Below are 15,932 nucleotides of genomic sequence, written 5' to 3' on the forward strand. Positions count from 1 at the left end.
ACTGCAACTGGCGCGCGCGCTCATGTGCCCGTCCGACCTGCTGCTGCTCGACGAGCCGACCAATCACCTCGACCTCGACGCGCTGGTCTGGCTGGAGGCCTGGCTCAAGCGCTATTCAGGAACCCTGGTAGTGATCAGCCACGACCGCGAATTCCTCGACGCGGTGACGCAGGTGACGGTGCACGTCGACAACGCCAAGCTCGTGCATTATGGCGGCAACTACAGCAAGTTCGAAGACATGCGCGCTGAGCAACTCGTATTGCAGCAGGCGGCGGTGGCCAAGCAGGCAGACAAGATCGCCCACCTGCAGAAATTCATCGACCGTTTTAAGGCCAAGGCCTCGAAGGCGAAGCAGGCGCAGAGCCGGGTCAAGGCGCTCGAACGCATGGAGAAGATCGCACCGGTGCAAATGACGCTCCCAGGTGAAGCGAAGCTCAGCAGTGACCTCTTGCCGCCAGATTTCGACATTCGGTTTATGGATAAGTCCGGGCACTTCGATCTTTTAATTTAGCAAGACAGGAAGAGGTGACAGCGCGCGGCGTGATCGTAAGCTACGAAACCGACCTTAGCGGACGAGGGCATTTCGCAGAGAAAGAGGGCCCCAAGAACTCTACCCTAAGGTTGCAGGCTCGGCCCTCGGATCTTTTCATTTTCAAGGCCACTCCCACGTTCACTTTCATTGCGGCCCGACAACTCGCGCATTCCCCAGAGGAATGCTCGTCGATAGGCTTCAGAGTCTTGGTTTCCCGTCACCTGCTATCCCAGCTACGGGCCGACTGACTCTCACCCCGGCAGGACCGACTCCTGCTGAACATCAGCCTTAACTGGACACACGACCGGACACACAGATCTCCCGTATCTGGCGCATGCACAGAACTTCACGCGTTCGCCCACGCCAAGCCGCGCCCCGGAGCGCACTCAGACATACGAGCCCGTAGTACTCGTAGAGGTGCGAGAGTGGATAGCTCCCGCCCCTGTGCTGTCTGAGCTTGTGCTTGTTGCGCAACCGCGTCGCGGTATAGCTGTCGAGCGCCCGGTATGCGCGGCTGACGGTCCCTACCTGGAAGTAATTCGCCCAGCGGCGCAGCGCGCGGTTCATCTCCCCACCATCGCCGTGGTCTCTTGCCACTGGAGGCGTCCATGTACGGTCACTCATTTCAAAGTGTTACTTGCAAAAAATAAGAAGTTATCTAGCATAAACAGAGGTGAACATCGGGCCGCCTATTGGAAAAGCGCTCCCGAGCGGTCGACAAGCGGAGCTCAGCCAAGAGCGGTCACCCAGTGCATCTCCGACTTCTGCCTCGGGCAGCCGGAATAGCCGCCCGCGCCGCATTTGAATCTTAAGGCGGTGTAGTCGACCGATCATTGGTCGCGAAGAACAATCCAGGTGGAGGGGCACCGTGATGAGCCAAACATCAATCGCCGCCTATTTGACGACCGGCGTGCTTTCGCTCCTGCTGCAAAGCTGCGCGAGCTTCCGTCAAACGCCGGAAGAGGTGCTCTCGCGCGAGCCTGGGGAGCGCTTTCTCGGTCATGCTACCCCCGTAGTACAAGAGGCGAAGTTCCACTGGGAATACGCGTGGCTGAGCGAAGCCGCCTACGCGAAATCTGTCGAATCAATTAATCAGGGCGCAACGTCTGCGTCTGCAGCGAAAGCTGGGACTGCTGAGCAGCAGGCTGCCGGCTGTCAAAATACGGAGGATGCACTGGACGCTGCAGGCTGGGAGCCATGGAAGAACTTTCCCTCTCAGGAGACGCGCGGCCGGTACGATGATTCCCATCTCCGCGTGGAGGTTTGGGAAAAAAGGAAGACGCCGGACGGACCGATTGTCGCCGTGGCATTTGGTGGGACTGTGGCCACTAGCGGTAAGGACTGGAAGTCGAATCTCCGTTGGTTCATTCCTAAGCACGATGATGAATATACCGAACTCGTCAAGGATTTCGTGCCGGAGTTCTCGAAGGAGTTGAGCAGGCGCTTGGGCGATCCCGCTTACGAGTATTTGAAGCGCGTTAAAGTTGTTGCGACGGGCCACTCACTTGGCGGTGGTCTTGCTCAGCAGTTCGCCTACGCGTGGCCTGACACAGTTTCAACCGTGAAGGTGGCGGAGGTCTACGCTTTCGATCCATCACCCGTGACCGGCTATTACAGTGTCCCCGTCAAAACGCGTGAAGAAAACAGCAAGGGCCTGAAGATCGTGCGAATTTACGAGCGAGGTGAAATCTTAGCGAGCGTTCGATCTTTTACGAGTTTTATCTATCCACCGTCCGTGATGGATCCCGCTGTCCGCGAGGTCAGATACAGTTTTTTCTACTCACCGAACTCCATCGTTTCGCACTCAATGGGCAAGCTTGCGTGCAGCCTAGACCTCGCAAGCGGCCATCCGAACGTAGCCAGATCAGAGGCACGGAAGTGAGGGGAGCGACAGCAGCGAACGCAGAGTTGGAAATCCGCGCTGAGCCGGCGGGCTGTGGGCGCCCCGTGCCGGGCCTGACGGGTCACTCCAGGCGATACGATTTATCCACAAAGACATAAGTGGCGATTTGCCGCCACGGATTGGACCAGCGGATATGGCCGCGCAAGTGCGCGCGTGGGTTCTGGCGAACCTCTACTGCTATCGCTCGACTATAGCAAGCAAACAGATGTGGATAGGCAAGGTTCAATGTCAAGACGAACCTGCACGCGGGCTCGGCTTGGACTGACAGGAAGATCACTATGAATCTCTCAAGCCTCCTCTTTCTGGTCTCTCTCGCGGTAACTTCTTGTGGGACCAACTCGTTCGGCACGCCGGCCGACGGCCCAAAGGCAGGCCAAGTCGTCCGATTTTTTCCATCCATGGCCGGCGTGGTTAATGGAAACCAGTGGCTTTTGCACATTCAGGGCCGCATCTACGAACCCGCGGAAGGAAGTCAGTTCCGTCAAGGACTGGTCAAGGCGTTCGCAATGCGCGTACATCCCGGTGAAAATCCAGAAATCTATAGACAGCGCGCGGGGCTTTTCTTTTCCGACAGTCAACGTAACACTGTGGTAACCATCAATATTGCAAACAAGAAAGTACGATTACCGCCTTCCGATCCCGCCGGCTACTTCAGCGGCGAGGTCCTAATTACGGACGCTGAAGCCAAGATAGTCGCGAAAGATGGAGTAGTCACATTTGAATCAGTGCCATTTGGTGAAAATCAGAGACCGTTCACCGGAACAGTCGTATTGGTTCCGGAAAAGGGGCTGACTGTCGTGACGGATATGGATGACACAATTAAGAAAACATGTGTACTAGACAGAAATAAAATGCTTGCGAATACCTTCTCGAACGAATTTCATGATGTACCAAAGATGGCTGACCTTTATCGATCGTGGGAGGCCGCCTATGGACCGGGAATCCACTTCCACGTTGTGTCAGCGGGCCCGTGGCAGCTCAACGAACCGCTTGCGGAATTTACAACTGCGAAGAACTTTCCGGATTTCACTTGGGATATGCGATCGATAGATATCCCAAACGTGCAAGCAGCTCTGCAGGAGCTCACGGATCAAAGCAAAGCTCGAATAAGAGACTTCAAAATTGAAAAGATCCGTGCTCTCATGCAGCGCTTTCCTGAACGCCATGTCATCCTAGTGGGAGATTCTGCAGAGAAGGATCCCGAGGCGTATACTCAGATACGGTCCGAGTTCGAGAATCGGGTAGATGCAATTTACATTCGCAAAGTCCCCGAAGAGTGCCAGAAGGAGGATACGAGAAACTATGCATCCTTACCCCTCCGCCGTTTCAGTGATCCGGCAGAACTTCCGCACTTTGCACCCAATCGTGATGGCAAAGGCACCGCCGAGACAAGCGGACGCTGATAGAGCGAACGGCCCTCCCTGCCAATCTTTCTAGGCAGGCGATTGCATGGCTGCAAAGTTGAGGAACCAGCCGAGGACGGTAGGGATTGACACGTTGAAGTCCGCTCTTGGGAATGGCGAAGGTCGGCTTGGGGTCGTTGCAGAGATTTGCGTTGCGACCCCTATGCGCAGCCACAACTATGTGCACTTGCCACGAGATTGACGGTACCGGCCTGGATTCGGTGAGGATTCGGGCCGACACCATCTGCACATAGTTACAGCGTCGGCGGGAATCGCATAGTGAGTCTGGCGCCTGGATCCGACGCATGGCCGAGTGGTCCCTTGGCGAGCCGGTTTGAAGCCGGTGGATTGAGCTAATCGGGTGCTTGCCATGGTAGCCCCCTAAAGTGGGACCGCCTCTTCATTCCGCAGCGGAAACTATGTCGAGACCTACTCTGATCGATCGGGCAGAAGCCGCGTCGCCGCTGAATCAACCAAGCGCCCGTGTACGATCTGCGCATAGTTGCGGCCTGCGCATAGGGGTAGGAAGTACCCATTCGCGAGAAATGGAGGCGGACATTGCGGACCGGTCGCAAACTGAAAGGGGTGAACGGCCGCTATGGCCGATGAAGAGACGATGACCGTCCCCGCCTTGGATGACCGCTTATGGGCGCTTACCGGACCTTCCGCAGGCCGAGCCCGGAGGCCCGCTCATCGGTGCGGACGCTCGTGGCAGTTGAGCGAACGTCCCCAGAGGCGAGGAGCAATGCTGCATATTTCGCCCGCTCGCTGAGAGGGGTATGAACTGATTCAAAGAACCGGCAACAGATAATTCGCAAGCGAGACCCAATAGGCCGCCCCCACCGCAAGCGTTTCGTCGTTGAAGTCATAGTGGGGGTTATGCAGCGGAGCACTTGGCTGGCAACCATCAGCTCCCAACCAGATGTAGGCGCCGGGTAGGGCCTGCAGCATGAATGCGAAATCCTCGGACGCCATCGAAGGGGGGATGCCAACACGTACTCCCTGGCTCCCGCGGGTAGCCTTCGCAGCCGCGATTGCATTGTCTGCCTCTTGCGAACTGTTCACGGTTGCTGGGTAGCGTCTCGAATACTCTACGTTTGCAGTGGCTCCCTGAGCCGCGGCCAGTGTTGTTGCCATGGACCTGAGTGCTTCTTCTGCGCGGTCCTGTACCTTGGCATCGAAGCAGCGGACGGTACCGCGGATCAGAACGCTGTCGGGGATCACGTTCCAGGTGTCCCCGCCATGAATCTGCGTCACACTTACCACGATGGTATCCAGGGCGCTCACGAGCCGGCTTGGAATAGTCTGCAGGCCTAGAACGATCTGTGCGACGCTTATGAACGGGTCGACCCCTCGCTCAGGCATAGCGGCATGCGAGCCCCGACCTTGCACTGTGATCTCGAACGTGTCGAGTGCGGCCATCATTGGACCGTGGTTGATGGCAAATTCCCCCGCCGGCAGCCCAGGCCAGTTATGCATTCCATAGACCGCATCACACGGAAAGCGTTCGAAAAGTCCATCCTCAACCATCTCACGACCGCCGCCTTCGTTCTCCTCGGCAGGCTGAAAGATGAAGTGGATGGTGCCTTTGAAATCCCGATTTTTGGCCAAATGACGAGCGGCGCCAAGCAACATGGCCGTGTGCCCGTCGTGTCCGCATGCGTGCATGATGCCCTTGTGGGTCGAGGCGTGGGCAACCATGCCGAGTTCCTGCACTGGCAGCGCATCCATATCGGCGCGCAAACCAATACTAGGACCCTCTCCTGTCGTGATGGTACCGACGACGCCGGTGCGGCCCAGGCCGCGATACACGTCAATGCTCATGCTGGCCAGTTCCCGGGCGACTAGGTCAGCCGTGCGATGCTCTTCGAATGCCAGTTCAGGGTGAGCGTGCAGCTCGCGCCGCCAAGCAAACATTGCGTTGACGACGTCAGGGTCGAGGTTAGGGGTGAAATCGGACATGGCTCAGATCACCGGCTTATGCATAAAGAACTGTGCGATCAGCGCAGCGCCAACAAAAGTGCCAAAATTTGCCGCGAAGGACACGACGACAATGCGCCAGCCCAGCCTGCGGAATGCCGGAACGTCCTTGGCGATGGAGAGTCCCGCGAAAGCGAGGATGGGGGTCGATAGCGCCAGGAAATTGATCTTGCCCGTCATCTCCGCGATGTGCGCGGCGCCCGGGAAGCTGGGGAACGTCAGGACCATACCCACAAGAGACACCCAGACCACGGCCGGCAGACGTGCGCCAGTCAAGCGGTACAGCGCGTAGCCCACGCTCACAACGGCCACGATGATGGCAATGCCGCCCAGCACCAGAGGGTCAACGGGGGATGTCTTGTAGGTAATCCAGTTGCCGCACAGGGCAAAGGCCGCCACAAGCACCCAGGTGAGGACCAGACCTGGCATGCCCAGGCTCGGCGCGGGATCGTGGACGTCCGCTGACAGCGCGGGCGACGACTCAATGGTCGCGCTGGTCGTGCGCCCGATCAGGGGTTCCAGCCGACCGTAGGCCCAGATGGTGAAGGGAAGGGAAAGGAAGAGGGTGAAGTAAGTGCCAATCGTCGTCGTGATTAGATTGCTGGCAGCCGCAAATGTCGCGACGTCCTTGGCCACCTCCGGCGTCTGCTGGGCGGCGATCGAGCCGGCGGCGGCAGCCATCATGCTGCCGGAGCCGACACCGGCGCCCATGGCCAGGGCAAGGGGGTTGAAGATGTTGAGGCTGGCGATCAGGCCCGCCACCACGGCGATGAACACCGCGCCGAAGACCGTGCCCGTCAAGTACTCGGCCAGTACCCCCTGGCCCTCGGGAGACTGCATGCCGAACTTCTCTCCGATGATCGCCAGGCTTGGTTCGCGCCCTACGGAAAACGTCGCTCCGATGGCCTGGCGCTTGATGCCCAGGAGCAGCGCAATCGGCAGTCCGAACACCATCGTGCCGAAGAAGTGGCCGAACTCCTGGAAGACCAGGCCGAAACCGGAGGCTGCGATCTTGGGGAGCGAGCCTCCCACCAGCAGTGCCAGTTTGGCAATGAACAAGAGCAGTGCCGGCTGAAGGATCGTTGCAGCGACACGCTGGAGTTCCGTGCTCACTGCGACACCTGGGGGGAGCTGCTTGCTGGCCAGGCCCCAGGCCCCGCCCATCAGCAATGCCCAGAGTAAGGGAAGTAGAACGATCTTGGCCGGGCCGAGCGGGACGCTGACGTTGCCGATGAACTCGGCGACGACGACCAGAACGAATGCGAAGAAGAAGAGCCTGGCCTTGTCGCCAGTAGTACTCGCGGATGTGGCGGCAGACAACGAATGAGTGGACATGGTGGAATCCTCCGGGTGGGGTTAGGGCGCGCGGGCGCGTGGTGTTGTGGCGGCCGGCGCGGCCGCGCGCGCCACCTCCTTAGCTGTCCAGGCTCGGCGCGTAGCCGAACGACTGGTTCGGGTTGACGGCGGTCTCAACCCAAATGCTCTTCACCTGGGTGTACTCGTGCAGCGCTTCGATGCCGCTGGACCGTCCATAGCCGCTAGCGTCATAGCCGCCGAAGGGCGAGGCCACGTTGATGACTTTGTACATATTCACCCAGAAGGTGCCGGCCTTGACTTGGGACGCCACGCGGTAGGCGCGGCCGATGTCGCTCGTCCAAACCGCACCGGCCAGGCCGAAGTCGCTGTCGTTGGCGATGCGGATGGCGTCTTCTTCCGTATCGAAAGGAATGGCGACGACCACTGGGCCGAAGATCTCGGTCTGCGCCACCGTCATGTCGTTGGTGACGTTCTTGAGCACCGTTGGTCGCACGAAGTAGCCGGGACCCGATGCCTCGCCATTGCTTCCTTCCACCACCGTCGCTCCTTCCTTCACGCCGGTTTGGATCATGTTGAGGACGTGATTGAACTGCTTGGCATTCTGAACAGGCCCAACCTCGGTTTCCGGGGCAGTGGGCTCGCCGACACGAAGCTGGCGGGCACCGTCGGCCACCATTTGCACGAACTTATCGTAGATGCTGCGTTGCACCAGCAGACGTGAGCCTGCCACGCAGCTTTGGCCCGCGTTGCCGAAAATCGCCGCCTGCGCGCCAATTGCAGCGCGCTCCAGGTTTGCATCCTCGAAGACGATATTGGCAGACTTTCCACCGAGCTCGAGCAGGCAAGGGATCCCGCGCTGCGCGGCGGCCGCGGCGATCTTGCTGCCGGTGGGCACGGAACCCACGAATACCACCTTCTTGGTCGCGCGGCTCATCAGGGCCGCTTGCCCCGTCGTATGGCCGTAGCCGGCAAGGATGTTGATGACGCCCTTAGGTAGGCCTGCTTGCTCGGCCAGCAAGGCCACGGCCAACGAACTCAGCGGGGTGAGTTCCGAGGGCTTGAGCAACACGGCATTGCCCATGCAGATCGCCGGTGCGATCTGCCAGCCACAGGTATTCAATGGTGCGTTCCAGGGCGTGATCTGGAGGACCACGCCACATGGCTCCCGGCGTGTGAAGTTGAGGTGGCCGCTCGGCACAGGGATGACGTTGCCGTAGACCTTGTCGGTCCAGCCCCCGTAGTACTCGAACATCTCTGCGACGCGCAGCGCTTCGCCCCGGCAGTCACGGATGGGCTTGCCGGCCGAGAGCGATTCGAGTTGCGCCAGCGGCTCGAGGTTGGCCCGTAGCAAACGGCCGATCTCCTGCATGATGCGGCCGCGCTCCGCATGGCTGACGGCCGCCCAGGCACGTTGGCCCGCGACTGCCGCGTCGACCGCCTTGCTGACGACTGCGCTGCCGGCGTCCTTGTAGCTGAGGAAGGTCTCGCCGGTCGAAGGGTTGACCAGCGGGATCTCTTCGCCTTCGCCCTGCAGGATTTCGCCGTTCACATAGGAGCCGATGATGCCTTGGGGAAAGAAGACGCCAAAGGACGCGAGCAGTTGTTCGGTGAGGTTGTTCTTCATGGTGAGGATCTCCTATTAGAAGTGCTCAAGCCTTTGCGGGCTGGGGACGCGTGCCAAGTTCAACGATGCGGTTAAAGTCCTCATCGTCTTGGATGGTCTCACTGCTCTTGGACCACAGCTCGGCGACCTTGCCGGACAGGGGCAGATCCAGGTCGAGTGCGCCGATCAGTTCCTGCGAAAGGCGCACGTCCTTGCGCATCAGCTTCATGGTGAAGCCCGAATCGAACTTGCCGTTCATGATCCACGTCGGGAAGCTATGTTCGGTAACGAAGCTTCGGCCGGAGCCGGCGTTGATCCCTTGCAGCAGGCGCTCGACGGGCACGCCGGCCTTGGCAGCCATCCGCGTGACCTCGGCAGCCACGATCAGGTGGGAGGCGGTGAAGAGGTTGTTGGCGATCTTTGCGACATGACCTGCACCGACGCCCCCTACATGGACGCGCTTGGCGCTCATTGCCTCCAGCACGGGCATAGCTCTAGCAAGGTCCTCGTCGGAGGCACCAATGACCATGGCCATGGTCCCGGAGATAGCGCCCTTGGGGCCGCCGCTGACTGGCGCGTCCATCATGCTCATGCCAACCGCTGCAAGCTGCGCGGCTAGCCGGCGCGTGGTGTCTGGATGCGAGGTCGAGGTGTCGATCACGAGCACGCCAGGCTTTGCATGGCTGATCAGGCCATCTGGGCCAGCCACGACTTCGGCGACGATCGCTGCTGTCGGCAGTGAGAGGACGAGCGCGTCCGACAACGCCAGCACCTCCTTGACGGTCTCCTTGACCGGGACACCTTCCTTGGCCAGCGCGTCGCGCGTGGCCGCCGAAGCGTCCGTGCCCACGACGGAGAAGCCGCCACGCTGCAAGGATAGGGCCATGCCACGCCCCATGTTGCCCAATCCGATTACGCCAATGGTGTTCATTCGATTTCCTTCGGGTGGATGACTAGTTGCTGTTCTGGCGAGCGGCATGGCCCTGTTCGGACCCCGTCGATGAATCGCGTGGCAGCTCCGCCGTAAGCGAAGAATTGCACTGCACGGATTGGCTAGCAATGGCATGAGCGGTAGAATTGTGTTGCTTTCCAGTCAACACACAGGAGTCGCAATGGCGCGCCCTAGTCCGGAGATGGCGTCCTCCCTTGAGGATCGACGCGTCCGGTATCTTTACGAAGCGGTTGCATCGGGTTCCATTCGCGCCGCGGCGGACAAGCTGGACATGAATCCGTCGGTGGTGAGCCGGCAGATAGCGCAATTGGAAACTGAACTGTCAATGCCACTGCTCGAGCGGCTGGGGCGCGGGGTCAAGCCCACAGAGGCCGGTCAGATGCTAGTGGAGTACTACAGGCAGCATACGTCTCATAAGGAGGACGTACTCAACAAGCTCGGCGAGGTCGCAGGCCTTGTGCGCGGGCATATCGACCTTGTCCTCGGGGAGGGCTTTGTTGGCGACCTGATGGCGGAACCCTTGCAGGCGTTCTGGAAAAAACACCCGCATCTCACCGTCAGTCTGAGTTTGGCCGGTACCAACGAGGTCTTAAGGCGTGTGGCCGAGGATCAGGCCCATATCGGCTTGGTCTACAACCCGCCCGTGAGCGCAAGCATTCGTTCCAGAGCAGCGATTCGCCAACCGATGTGCCTAATCGCCAAGCCCAATCACCCGCTAGTAGCGTTAAAGCGCGAGCCAGTTTTGCGGGACATTGCAGGCCATGATTTGGCGATGATGCACGGGTCCTACGGCACGCGCCAAGCCATCGAACTTGCGAGTCAATTGGAGCACCTGCGACTCGTTCCGAAGCTAACGACCGACTCCATTTCGGTGGTCAAACACTTCGTGAAGGCAGGGCTTGGCGTCGGGTTGCTTCCTGCCTTCGCCGTTACACAGGAAGTCGACGCAGGCGATCTGGTGGCAATTCCCATCAATAACCGGATCCTGGCGAGCGCGGAGGCGCATATCGTCACGCGTCTCGGCAGGCAGTTGCCGATCGCGTCGAATCAGCTCTTGCTACAGCTCATATCCACGATGCGTGCTTTCCGGGACGCGAAGCCGAGAAGGAGTGGCAAGGCATGACGGCATGTTGCAGCAACTCAACCGTTGAGTCCCTGGCAGAGGTGCTGCGCAGCGGTGGCGTGGTTGGGTACCCGACGGAAGCAGTCATGGGACTCGGTTGTGACCCATGCAATGAAACTGCCGTTCGACGAATCTGTCATCTCAAGGTTCGATCCGTCAGTCAAGGACTACTATTGATAGCGGCGGACTTTGGGCAAATTGCAGGATTTCTCGACTTGAGGGGGATATCCGAGGACCGCCTCCGTGAAGTCACAGAAACCTGGCCGGGCCCGCACACATGGGTGTTCCCGCGCAGCGAGCATGTGCCCTCGTGGGTAAGTGGAACGCGAGGTGGGATCGCGGTGCGCGTGACAGCGCATCCGCCCGCGAGGGCTCTTTGTCGGGCATTCGGCGGCGCGCTTGTCTCGACGAGCGCGAATCCTAGTGGCGAGCCTCCTGCAGTCAACACTGAGCAACTGAAGCGATACTTTGGCCGCGCGCTAGACGGCGTGCTGGATGCGCCAGTCGGCACACTGAGTCGGCCGACCGTCATTCGGGATGTGATCACCGGGCAGGTGATGCGAGCCTAAGCCGGGAGTTGCGGCACGGGTCGAAGCGCGAGTTCTTCGGCGCTTGCCAGCAACTGGGAAACGAATACCTGCACTGCGGGATGTTTTCGTTCGCCTCGGCGATAGGCGACCGAAATACGTCGCTTCATTTCTGGGCGAAGTTTGACCGCTCGCACGTCAGAAGGGGTATGGGATAGCCTGAGACCCGGAATCACGGAAACCGAGCAGCCGGCGGCGACCATGGCGCCGAGGATCTCGAATCCGCGGCACTCTGCATTGATTCGCGGTTCGTAACCCGCGCGTCGGCAGAGGTTGACGATGAATTCGGCGTAGAAGCTCGACGCTGAATCCAGGGCCCATGCCTCATTCTTCAACTCTCCCATCGACACCGTCGCGCGATCCGCGAACCGGTGACCGCACGGCAGTAACGCGTACAGTACATCTTCCAGGAGAGGAACCTGCTCGACGGTCTTATCCTCTCGCCGCAACCGGAAAGTCAGGTCATCTACAAATGCGATGTCGGCCCGCCATGAGCCGAGCGCGGCTAACCCGTCCGCAGGCTCCATTTCCTCAAGCACTATCTCAAGGAAGGGGTAGGACACACCCAGCGTCTTGATCACATGTGGCAACAACGCTGCGGCAACGGTCGGAAACGCCGCAACACGGATCTTGCCAGCAATCTCCCTCTTCAACTGGGCCAAATCCGACTTGGCCTCCTCGAGCACACCTAGCAAACGCTCGACATGAGCCACCAGTACTTCGCCCGCGGTCGTTAGCCTCACTCCCCGCCCTTGCCGCTCGGTCAGCTTGATCCCCGCTTCCTCCTCCAACTGCGCGATCTGCTGTGAGACGGCCGAGGGTGTCAAAAAGAGCGCATCAGCCACGGCAGCCATGGTCTGGCGTGTTGAGAGTTCGCGCAAGGCGCGCAGTCGACTGATTTCCATACGGGGAGGGTATACCCAAATAAACAGTTTTGCTAATGTATATCGTAAGAATACATCAATAGACCTATACGAATGTTGTTCCTAGGATGGAGGCATCCCACAACCCGTCTCGCCCGAGAGGAACCAGATGAAACACTTTGCCGTTCTCTGCCAAGCCGCTGTAGCCAGTGCGATCTGCTTTGCTGCAGGCCACGCTAGTGCAGCAACTTCCGTACTCGACACGGTTAAGGCGCGGGGCGTACTGAACTGCGGAACCGACAATGCCGCCCCTGGCTTTGGATATCTCAACACCAAGACCGGCGAGATGACCGGCATGGACGTGGATCTCTGCAAGGCGGTGGCCGCCGCGGTGCTGGGCGATGCGAAGAAGGTGAAGTACGTGGTGGTGACCGACAAGAGCCGCTTCAATGCGGTGCAGACCAATCAAGTGGATGTCGTGTTTGCCCACACGACGCTCAAGCCTGCGCGCGAATCGGCGGTGGCAGTGGACTTCCTGCCAATCTATTTCTACGACGGCAACGGAATCATGGTCAAGGGCAACAAGATTCAGAGTGTCAAGGCACTCAATGGCGCCACCATTTGCACGACTCAAGGATCGGCGACGGAGCAGACACTCTCGGGCTACATCAAGTCCCAGGGCTGGAGTCCTTCGACGAAGGTGCTCACCTATGAGAACCTGGAAAAACTGTTCGCCGCCATGGAGTCCGGTCGATGCCAAGGCATGAGTACCGATCGATCCGCCCTCGCCACGTGGAAGGCCAACGCGCCCAACCCCGCCGACTACACGATCCTGCCGGAGACGCTGGACAAGTCCCCTTTTGCCGGCTTCACGGTCGCGAACGACTCCCGTTGGCGCAACGCTCTGCGCTGGATTGTCTTCGCTACTTTCCAGGCAGAGGAGTACAAGATCGACGCGAAGAATCTGGATGCGTCGAGGAAGAGCCAAGATCCCTTCGTGCAGAAGTTCCTTGGCGTCAATGGCAGCTTTGGGCCGGATTTCGGCCTGCCTGCGGATTTCGTCAGCAAGGTCATCGGTCAGGTTGGCAGCTTCGGCGAGATCTATGAGCGCAATCTTGGCCCCAAGACATCGACCTTCATCGATCGTAAGGGCACCCTCAATGCCCCTTGGAGCCAGGGCGGTGCACTGTATTCCCCTCCGTGGATCTGATACCCCGCAGGCGCGCGGGCTCAATGCCCGCGCCGAACGAGAACCGTACCTCAGAAGCCGCCATGAATCGAATAGTGAATCCGACGTCGATGGAGCCGTCCACGCCACCCAACACGGCAGCAGGAATGGCCTCCCTCGCCGCATTGTCTCCGCGTCCCGGACTGTCAACGTCAACTCGCCTAGGCTTGCGCGTAGTCAAGTTCGCCAAGCAGGCGGGAATCGTCTTGGCGGCCTTGGCCTTGGTCGCTTGGCTTGCACTGAGTGTGCGTGCGGGCCTGGCGCGCAACGGCATTGGCTTCGACATGGGCTTCTTGAGGCAGGCAGCCAACTTCGATATCAGCGAGGGCTATATTGTCACGTGGAAAGGGATACGCTCGTTCACCGCTGCTGATACCAACGCGGAAGCGTTGCTGGCCGGCTTCTACAACACCATCAAGGCGGCCGCGGTGTCCATCGTCCTTGCTACGGTGCTCGGTCTACTGGTAGGCATGGCGCGTATCTCGCACAATTGGCTCGTTCGCCAGTTGAGCTTCGGCTTTGTTGAGTTGGCGCGCAACACGCCAATGCTCATCCAGTTGGTCTTCTGGTACTTCGCCGTGGTCTTGCAGATGCCCGCCCTGACGGACGCTTCGCGTTGGTTTGGTGGGATTCTGTTCAGCAAGCAGGGGCTTTACGTGCCGGCGGTAGTGCTGGCCGAAGATGCGTCGAATGGCGCTCTGTGGAGCTTGTTTGCGGGCACTGCCTTCGCGCTAGCGGCATTCGCTGCACGCAAGGTGCAGCGAATGGGGCATCTATTCCTCGCTTTGAGCGCAGCCGCACTGGTTGCCGCCATCGCACTGGGCTTTCCGTTGACCGTCGCCACCCCGCACGTTGATGGGTTCCTGGTGGATGGCGGTGTGGCAGCCAGTCCGGAGTTCGCGGCATTGTTCCTTGGGCTCAGCGTCTACACCGCAGCATTCATTGCGGAAATCGTCCGTGGCGCCATATTGGCTTTGCCGAAAGGTCAATGGGAAGCTGCGGCGGCACTGGGGCTGTCCAGGCGCTATGCCTTTCGGGACGTCGTCATTCCGCAAGTGTTCCGCGTGGTGCTGCCTGCTTTCGGAAACCAGTACATCAGCCTGGCCAAGACCACCTCGCTCGGTATCGCCATCGGCTTCTCCGATCTCTTCAATGTCTATGGCACCGTAGCCAATACGTCTGGCCGCAATCTTGAAGGCGTGATCATGGTGATGCTTGCCTATCTTGTGCTCAGTTGGACAATCAGTTTCGTGGTCAATTTCGTCAACAGACGACTTCTTCTGGCAGGAGCATCGCGATGACTGCTGCATTTCCGCGCTGGGCACGGCGCAACCTGTTGGCGACACCCTTTGACACGGCGTTGTCGATCCTCTTCATTCCGCTGTGCCTGTGGATGCTGTTCAGCGTCGGCAACTGGGCCATCACCCAGGCGCAATGGCACGTGGTTGGCGACAATTTGCGCGTCCTCATGGTTGGCACGCTCCCCAGCGAGATGACGATTCAGCCCTGGCTCGCCACCGGCATCCTCGCGTTGGTCAGCGGCATGACCGTCGCGCTGGTCACATGTGCGCGTCGCCGAGTGCTTGGCATTGGTGTAGACATCGCTGCGCTAGCAGCCGCGGGATGCGCGTTCACGGGCATCTTTCAACTGGCATGCGCGCTAGGCTGCGTCGCCGTGGGTCTTGCAGGCTGGCTAGTCGTCGACGTCTGGCCATCACTGCGCAAGATGGTTGGTGTGGCCTGGCTGCTCGGCTTGCTCTCCATCGGCGCGTTGCTGGCGCCGGCCGGCACCGAGCGTTGGGGCGGCTTGCTGATGGGGGTGCTCTTTACATTGCTGGCCGCGGTATTGAGCGTGCCGCTGGGCATCGGCCTGGCGCTTGGGCGGCGTAGCCGATTTGCAAGCGCACGCATTATCTGCACCGGCTACATCGAGGTGATGCGTTCACTGCCACTGATTCTGATCGTCTACTGGGTCTGGATCATTACCCCGCTGGTGTCGCCGCAGAATGCCATGCCGGACCTGGTGCGGGGGCTGCTTGGCTTCACGCTGTTCTTTGCGGCCTACGTTGCGGAGTACGTACGCAGCGGGCTGCAGAGCGTTCCGCGCGGGCAAATCGAGGCCGCTCAATCGCTGGGACTGTCGCCAGCGCAGATCAGCCGTGACGTGGTGCTGCCCCAAGCGTTGCGCGTCGTCATGCCAGCACTGGTCGGCAACGTGCTCGATATCTTCAACAACGTGCCTTTGCTATTCATCATCGGCCTGACGGACTTTCTGCGGGCCGGCCAGATGGTGCTAGTCAATCCACAGTCTGGCGGTCGAACCTACGAATTGTACGCCTTCATGTTTCTCGTCTATCTCGCTGTGGCTTCGCTGATCACATTTGGCGCGAGACGCCTGGAAGCACGGATGGCCATTGGCCACCGCTAACCCAACAATCCTT

The 15,932-nt window shown here is 59.8% G+C and carries 13 protein-coding genes and 1 pseudogene; 8 read left to right on the plus strand and 6 right to left on the minus strand.

Annotated elements, in window-relative coordinates; translation table 11 throughout:
* Positions 1 to 406, plus strand: a pseudogene (locus tag ACYP5B_RS30975) (ABC transporter); the annotation flags it as partial.
* A gap of 414 nt (positions 407 to 820) precedes the next feature.
* Here the strand turns inward: ACYP5B_RS30975 and ACYP5B_RS30980 are convergent.
* Positions 821 to 1,156: a group II intron maturase-specific domain-containing protein gene (locus ACYP5B_RS30980; protein ID WP_459572209.1), complete on the minus strand. Its 336-nt coding sequence runs from the start codon at positions 1,154 to 1,156 to the stop codon at positions 821 to 823.
* Positions 1,157 to 1,403: 247 nt separating this feature from the next.
* On the opposite strand from ACYP5B_RS30980, the gene ACYP5B_RS30985 reads away from it, so the two are divergent.
* Both ACYP5B_RS30985 and ACYP5B_RS30990 read left to right on the plus strand, forming a co-directional pair.
* Positions 1,404 to 2,414, plus strand: coding sequence for a lipase family protein (locus ACYP5B_RS30985; protein WP_459572233.1), 1,011 nt, complete (start codon positions 1,404 to 1,406; stop codon positions 2,412 to 2,414).
* A 299-nt stretch (positions 2,415 to 2,713) separates the two neighbouring features.
* Positions 2,714 to 3,838, plus strand: coding sequence for a phosphatidate phosphatase App1 family protein (locus ACYP5B_RS30990; RefSeq protein WP_459572210.1), 1,125 nt, complete (start codon positions 2,714 to 2,716; stop codon positions 3,836 to 3,838).
* 789 nt (positions 3,839 to 4,627) lie between these two features.
* Here ACYP5B_RS30990 and ACYP5B_RS30995 read toward each other — a convergent pair.
* The 4 genes from ACYP5B_RS30995 to ACYP5B_RS31010 form a co-directional block, all read right to left on the minus strand.
* On the minus strand, positions 4,628 to 5,800 hold the full coding sequence (locus ACYP5B_RS30995) for a M20 aminoacylase family protein (RefSeq protein WP_459572211.1): 1,173 nt from the start codon (positions 5,798 to 5,800) through the stop codon (positions 4,628 to 4,630).
* A 3-nt stretch (positions 5,801 to 5,803) separates the two neighbouring features.
* Complete coding sequence (locus tag ACYP5B_RS31000) at positions 5,804 to 7,153, minus strand: DUF3100 domain-containing protein (RefSeq protein ID WP_459572212.1); 1,350 nt, start codon at positions 7,151 to 7,153, stop codon at positions 5,804 to 5,806.
* Between the two features lie 79 nt (positions 7,154 to 7,232).
* Positions 7,233 to 8,759 (minus strand): aldehyde dehydrogenase family protein, encoded by a 1,527-nt coding sequence (locus ACYP5B_RS31005; RefSeq protein WP_459572213.1) that lies wholly within the window; start codon positions 8,757 to 8,759, stop codon positions 7,233 to 7,235.
* Positions 8,760 to 8,784: 25 nt separating this feature from the next.
* Positions 8,785 to 9,804 carry an NAD(P)-dependent oxidoreductase gene (locus ACYP5B_RS31010; RefSeq protein WP_459572214.1) on the minus strand — a complete coding sequence of 340 codons (1,020 nt, stop codon included), beginning with the start codon at positions 9,802 to 9,804 and terminating at the stop codon, positions 8,785 to 8,787.
* Between the two features lie 46 nt (positions 9,805 to 9,850).
* Between ACYP5B_RS31010 and ACYP5B_RS31015 the strand changes: the two genes are divergently transcribed.
* Positions 9,851 to 10,813, plus strand: a complete 963-nt coding sequence (locus ACYP5B_RS31015; RefSeq protein WP_459572215.1) for a LysR family transcriptional regulator — start codon at positions 9,851 to 9,853, stop codon at positions 10,811 to 10,813.
* Positions 10,810 to 11,382, plus strand: coding sequence for an L-threonylcarbamoyladenylate synthase (locus tag ACYP5B_RS31020; RefSeq protein WP_459572216.1), 573 nt, complete (start codon positions 10,810 to 10,812; stop codon positions 11,380 to 11,382). Before ACYP5B_RS31015 ends, ACYP5B_RS31020 begins: the two co-directional genes overlap by 4 nt.
* Here the strand turns inward: ACYP5B_RS31020 and ACYP5B_RS31025 are convergent.
* Entirely contained in the window at positions 11,379 to 12,305 is a 927-nt protein-coding gene (locus ACYP5B_RS31025; RefSeq protein ID WP_459572217.1) for a LysR substrate-binding domain-containing protein, read from the minus strand. The two genes, ACYP5B_RS31020 and ACYP5B_RS31025, sit on opposite strands and share 4 nt — an antisense overlap.
* Positions 12,306 to 12,432: 127 nt before the next feature.
* On the opposite strand from ACYP5B_RS31025, the gene ACYP5B_RS31030 reads away from it, so the two are divergent.
* From ACYP5B_RS31030 to ACYP5B_RS31040, 3 genes are read left to right on the plus strand one after another with little or no spacing between them, the layout of a single operon-like run.
* On the plus strand, positions 12,433 to 13,473 hold the full coding sequence (locus tag ACYP5B_RS31030) for a transporter substrate-binding domain-containing protein (RefSeq protein WP_459572218.1): 1,041 nt from the start codon (positions 12,433 to 12,435) through the stop codon (positions 13,471 to 13,473).
* 23 nt (positions 13,474 to 13,496) lie between these two features.
* Complete coding sequence (locus tag ACYP5B_RS31035; protein ID WP_459572219.1) at positions 13,497 to 14,792, plus strand: ABC transporter permease subunit; 1,296 nt, start codon at positions 13,497 to 13,499, stop codon at positions 14,790 to 14,792.
* Positions 14,726 to 15,919 (plus strand): amino acid ABC transporter permease, encoded by a 1,194-nt coding sequence (locus ACYP5B_RS31040; RefSeq protein ID WP_459572220.1) that lies wholly within the window; start codon positions 14,726 to 14,728, stop codon positions 15,917 to 15,919. Before ACYP5B_RS31035 ends, ACYP5B_RS31040 begins: the two co-directional genes overlap by 67 nt.
* Positions 15,920 to 15,932 lie beyond the last annotated feature (13 nt).

It is taken from the genome of Cupriavidus sp. 8B, assembly GCF_054589115.1.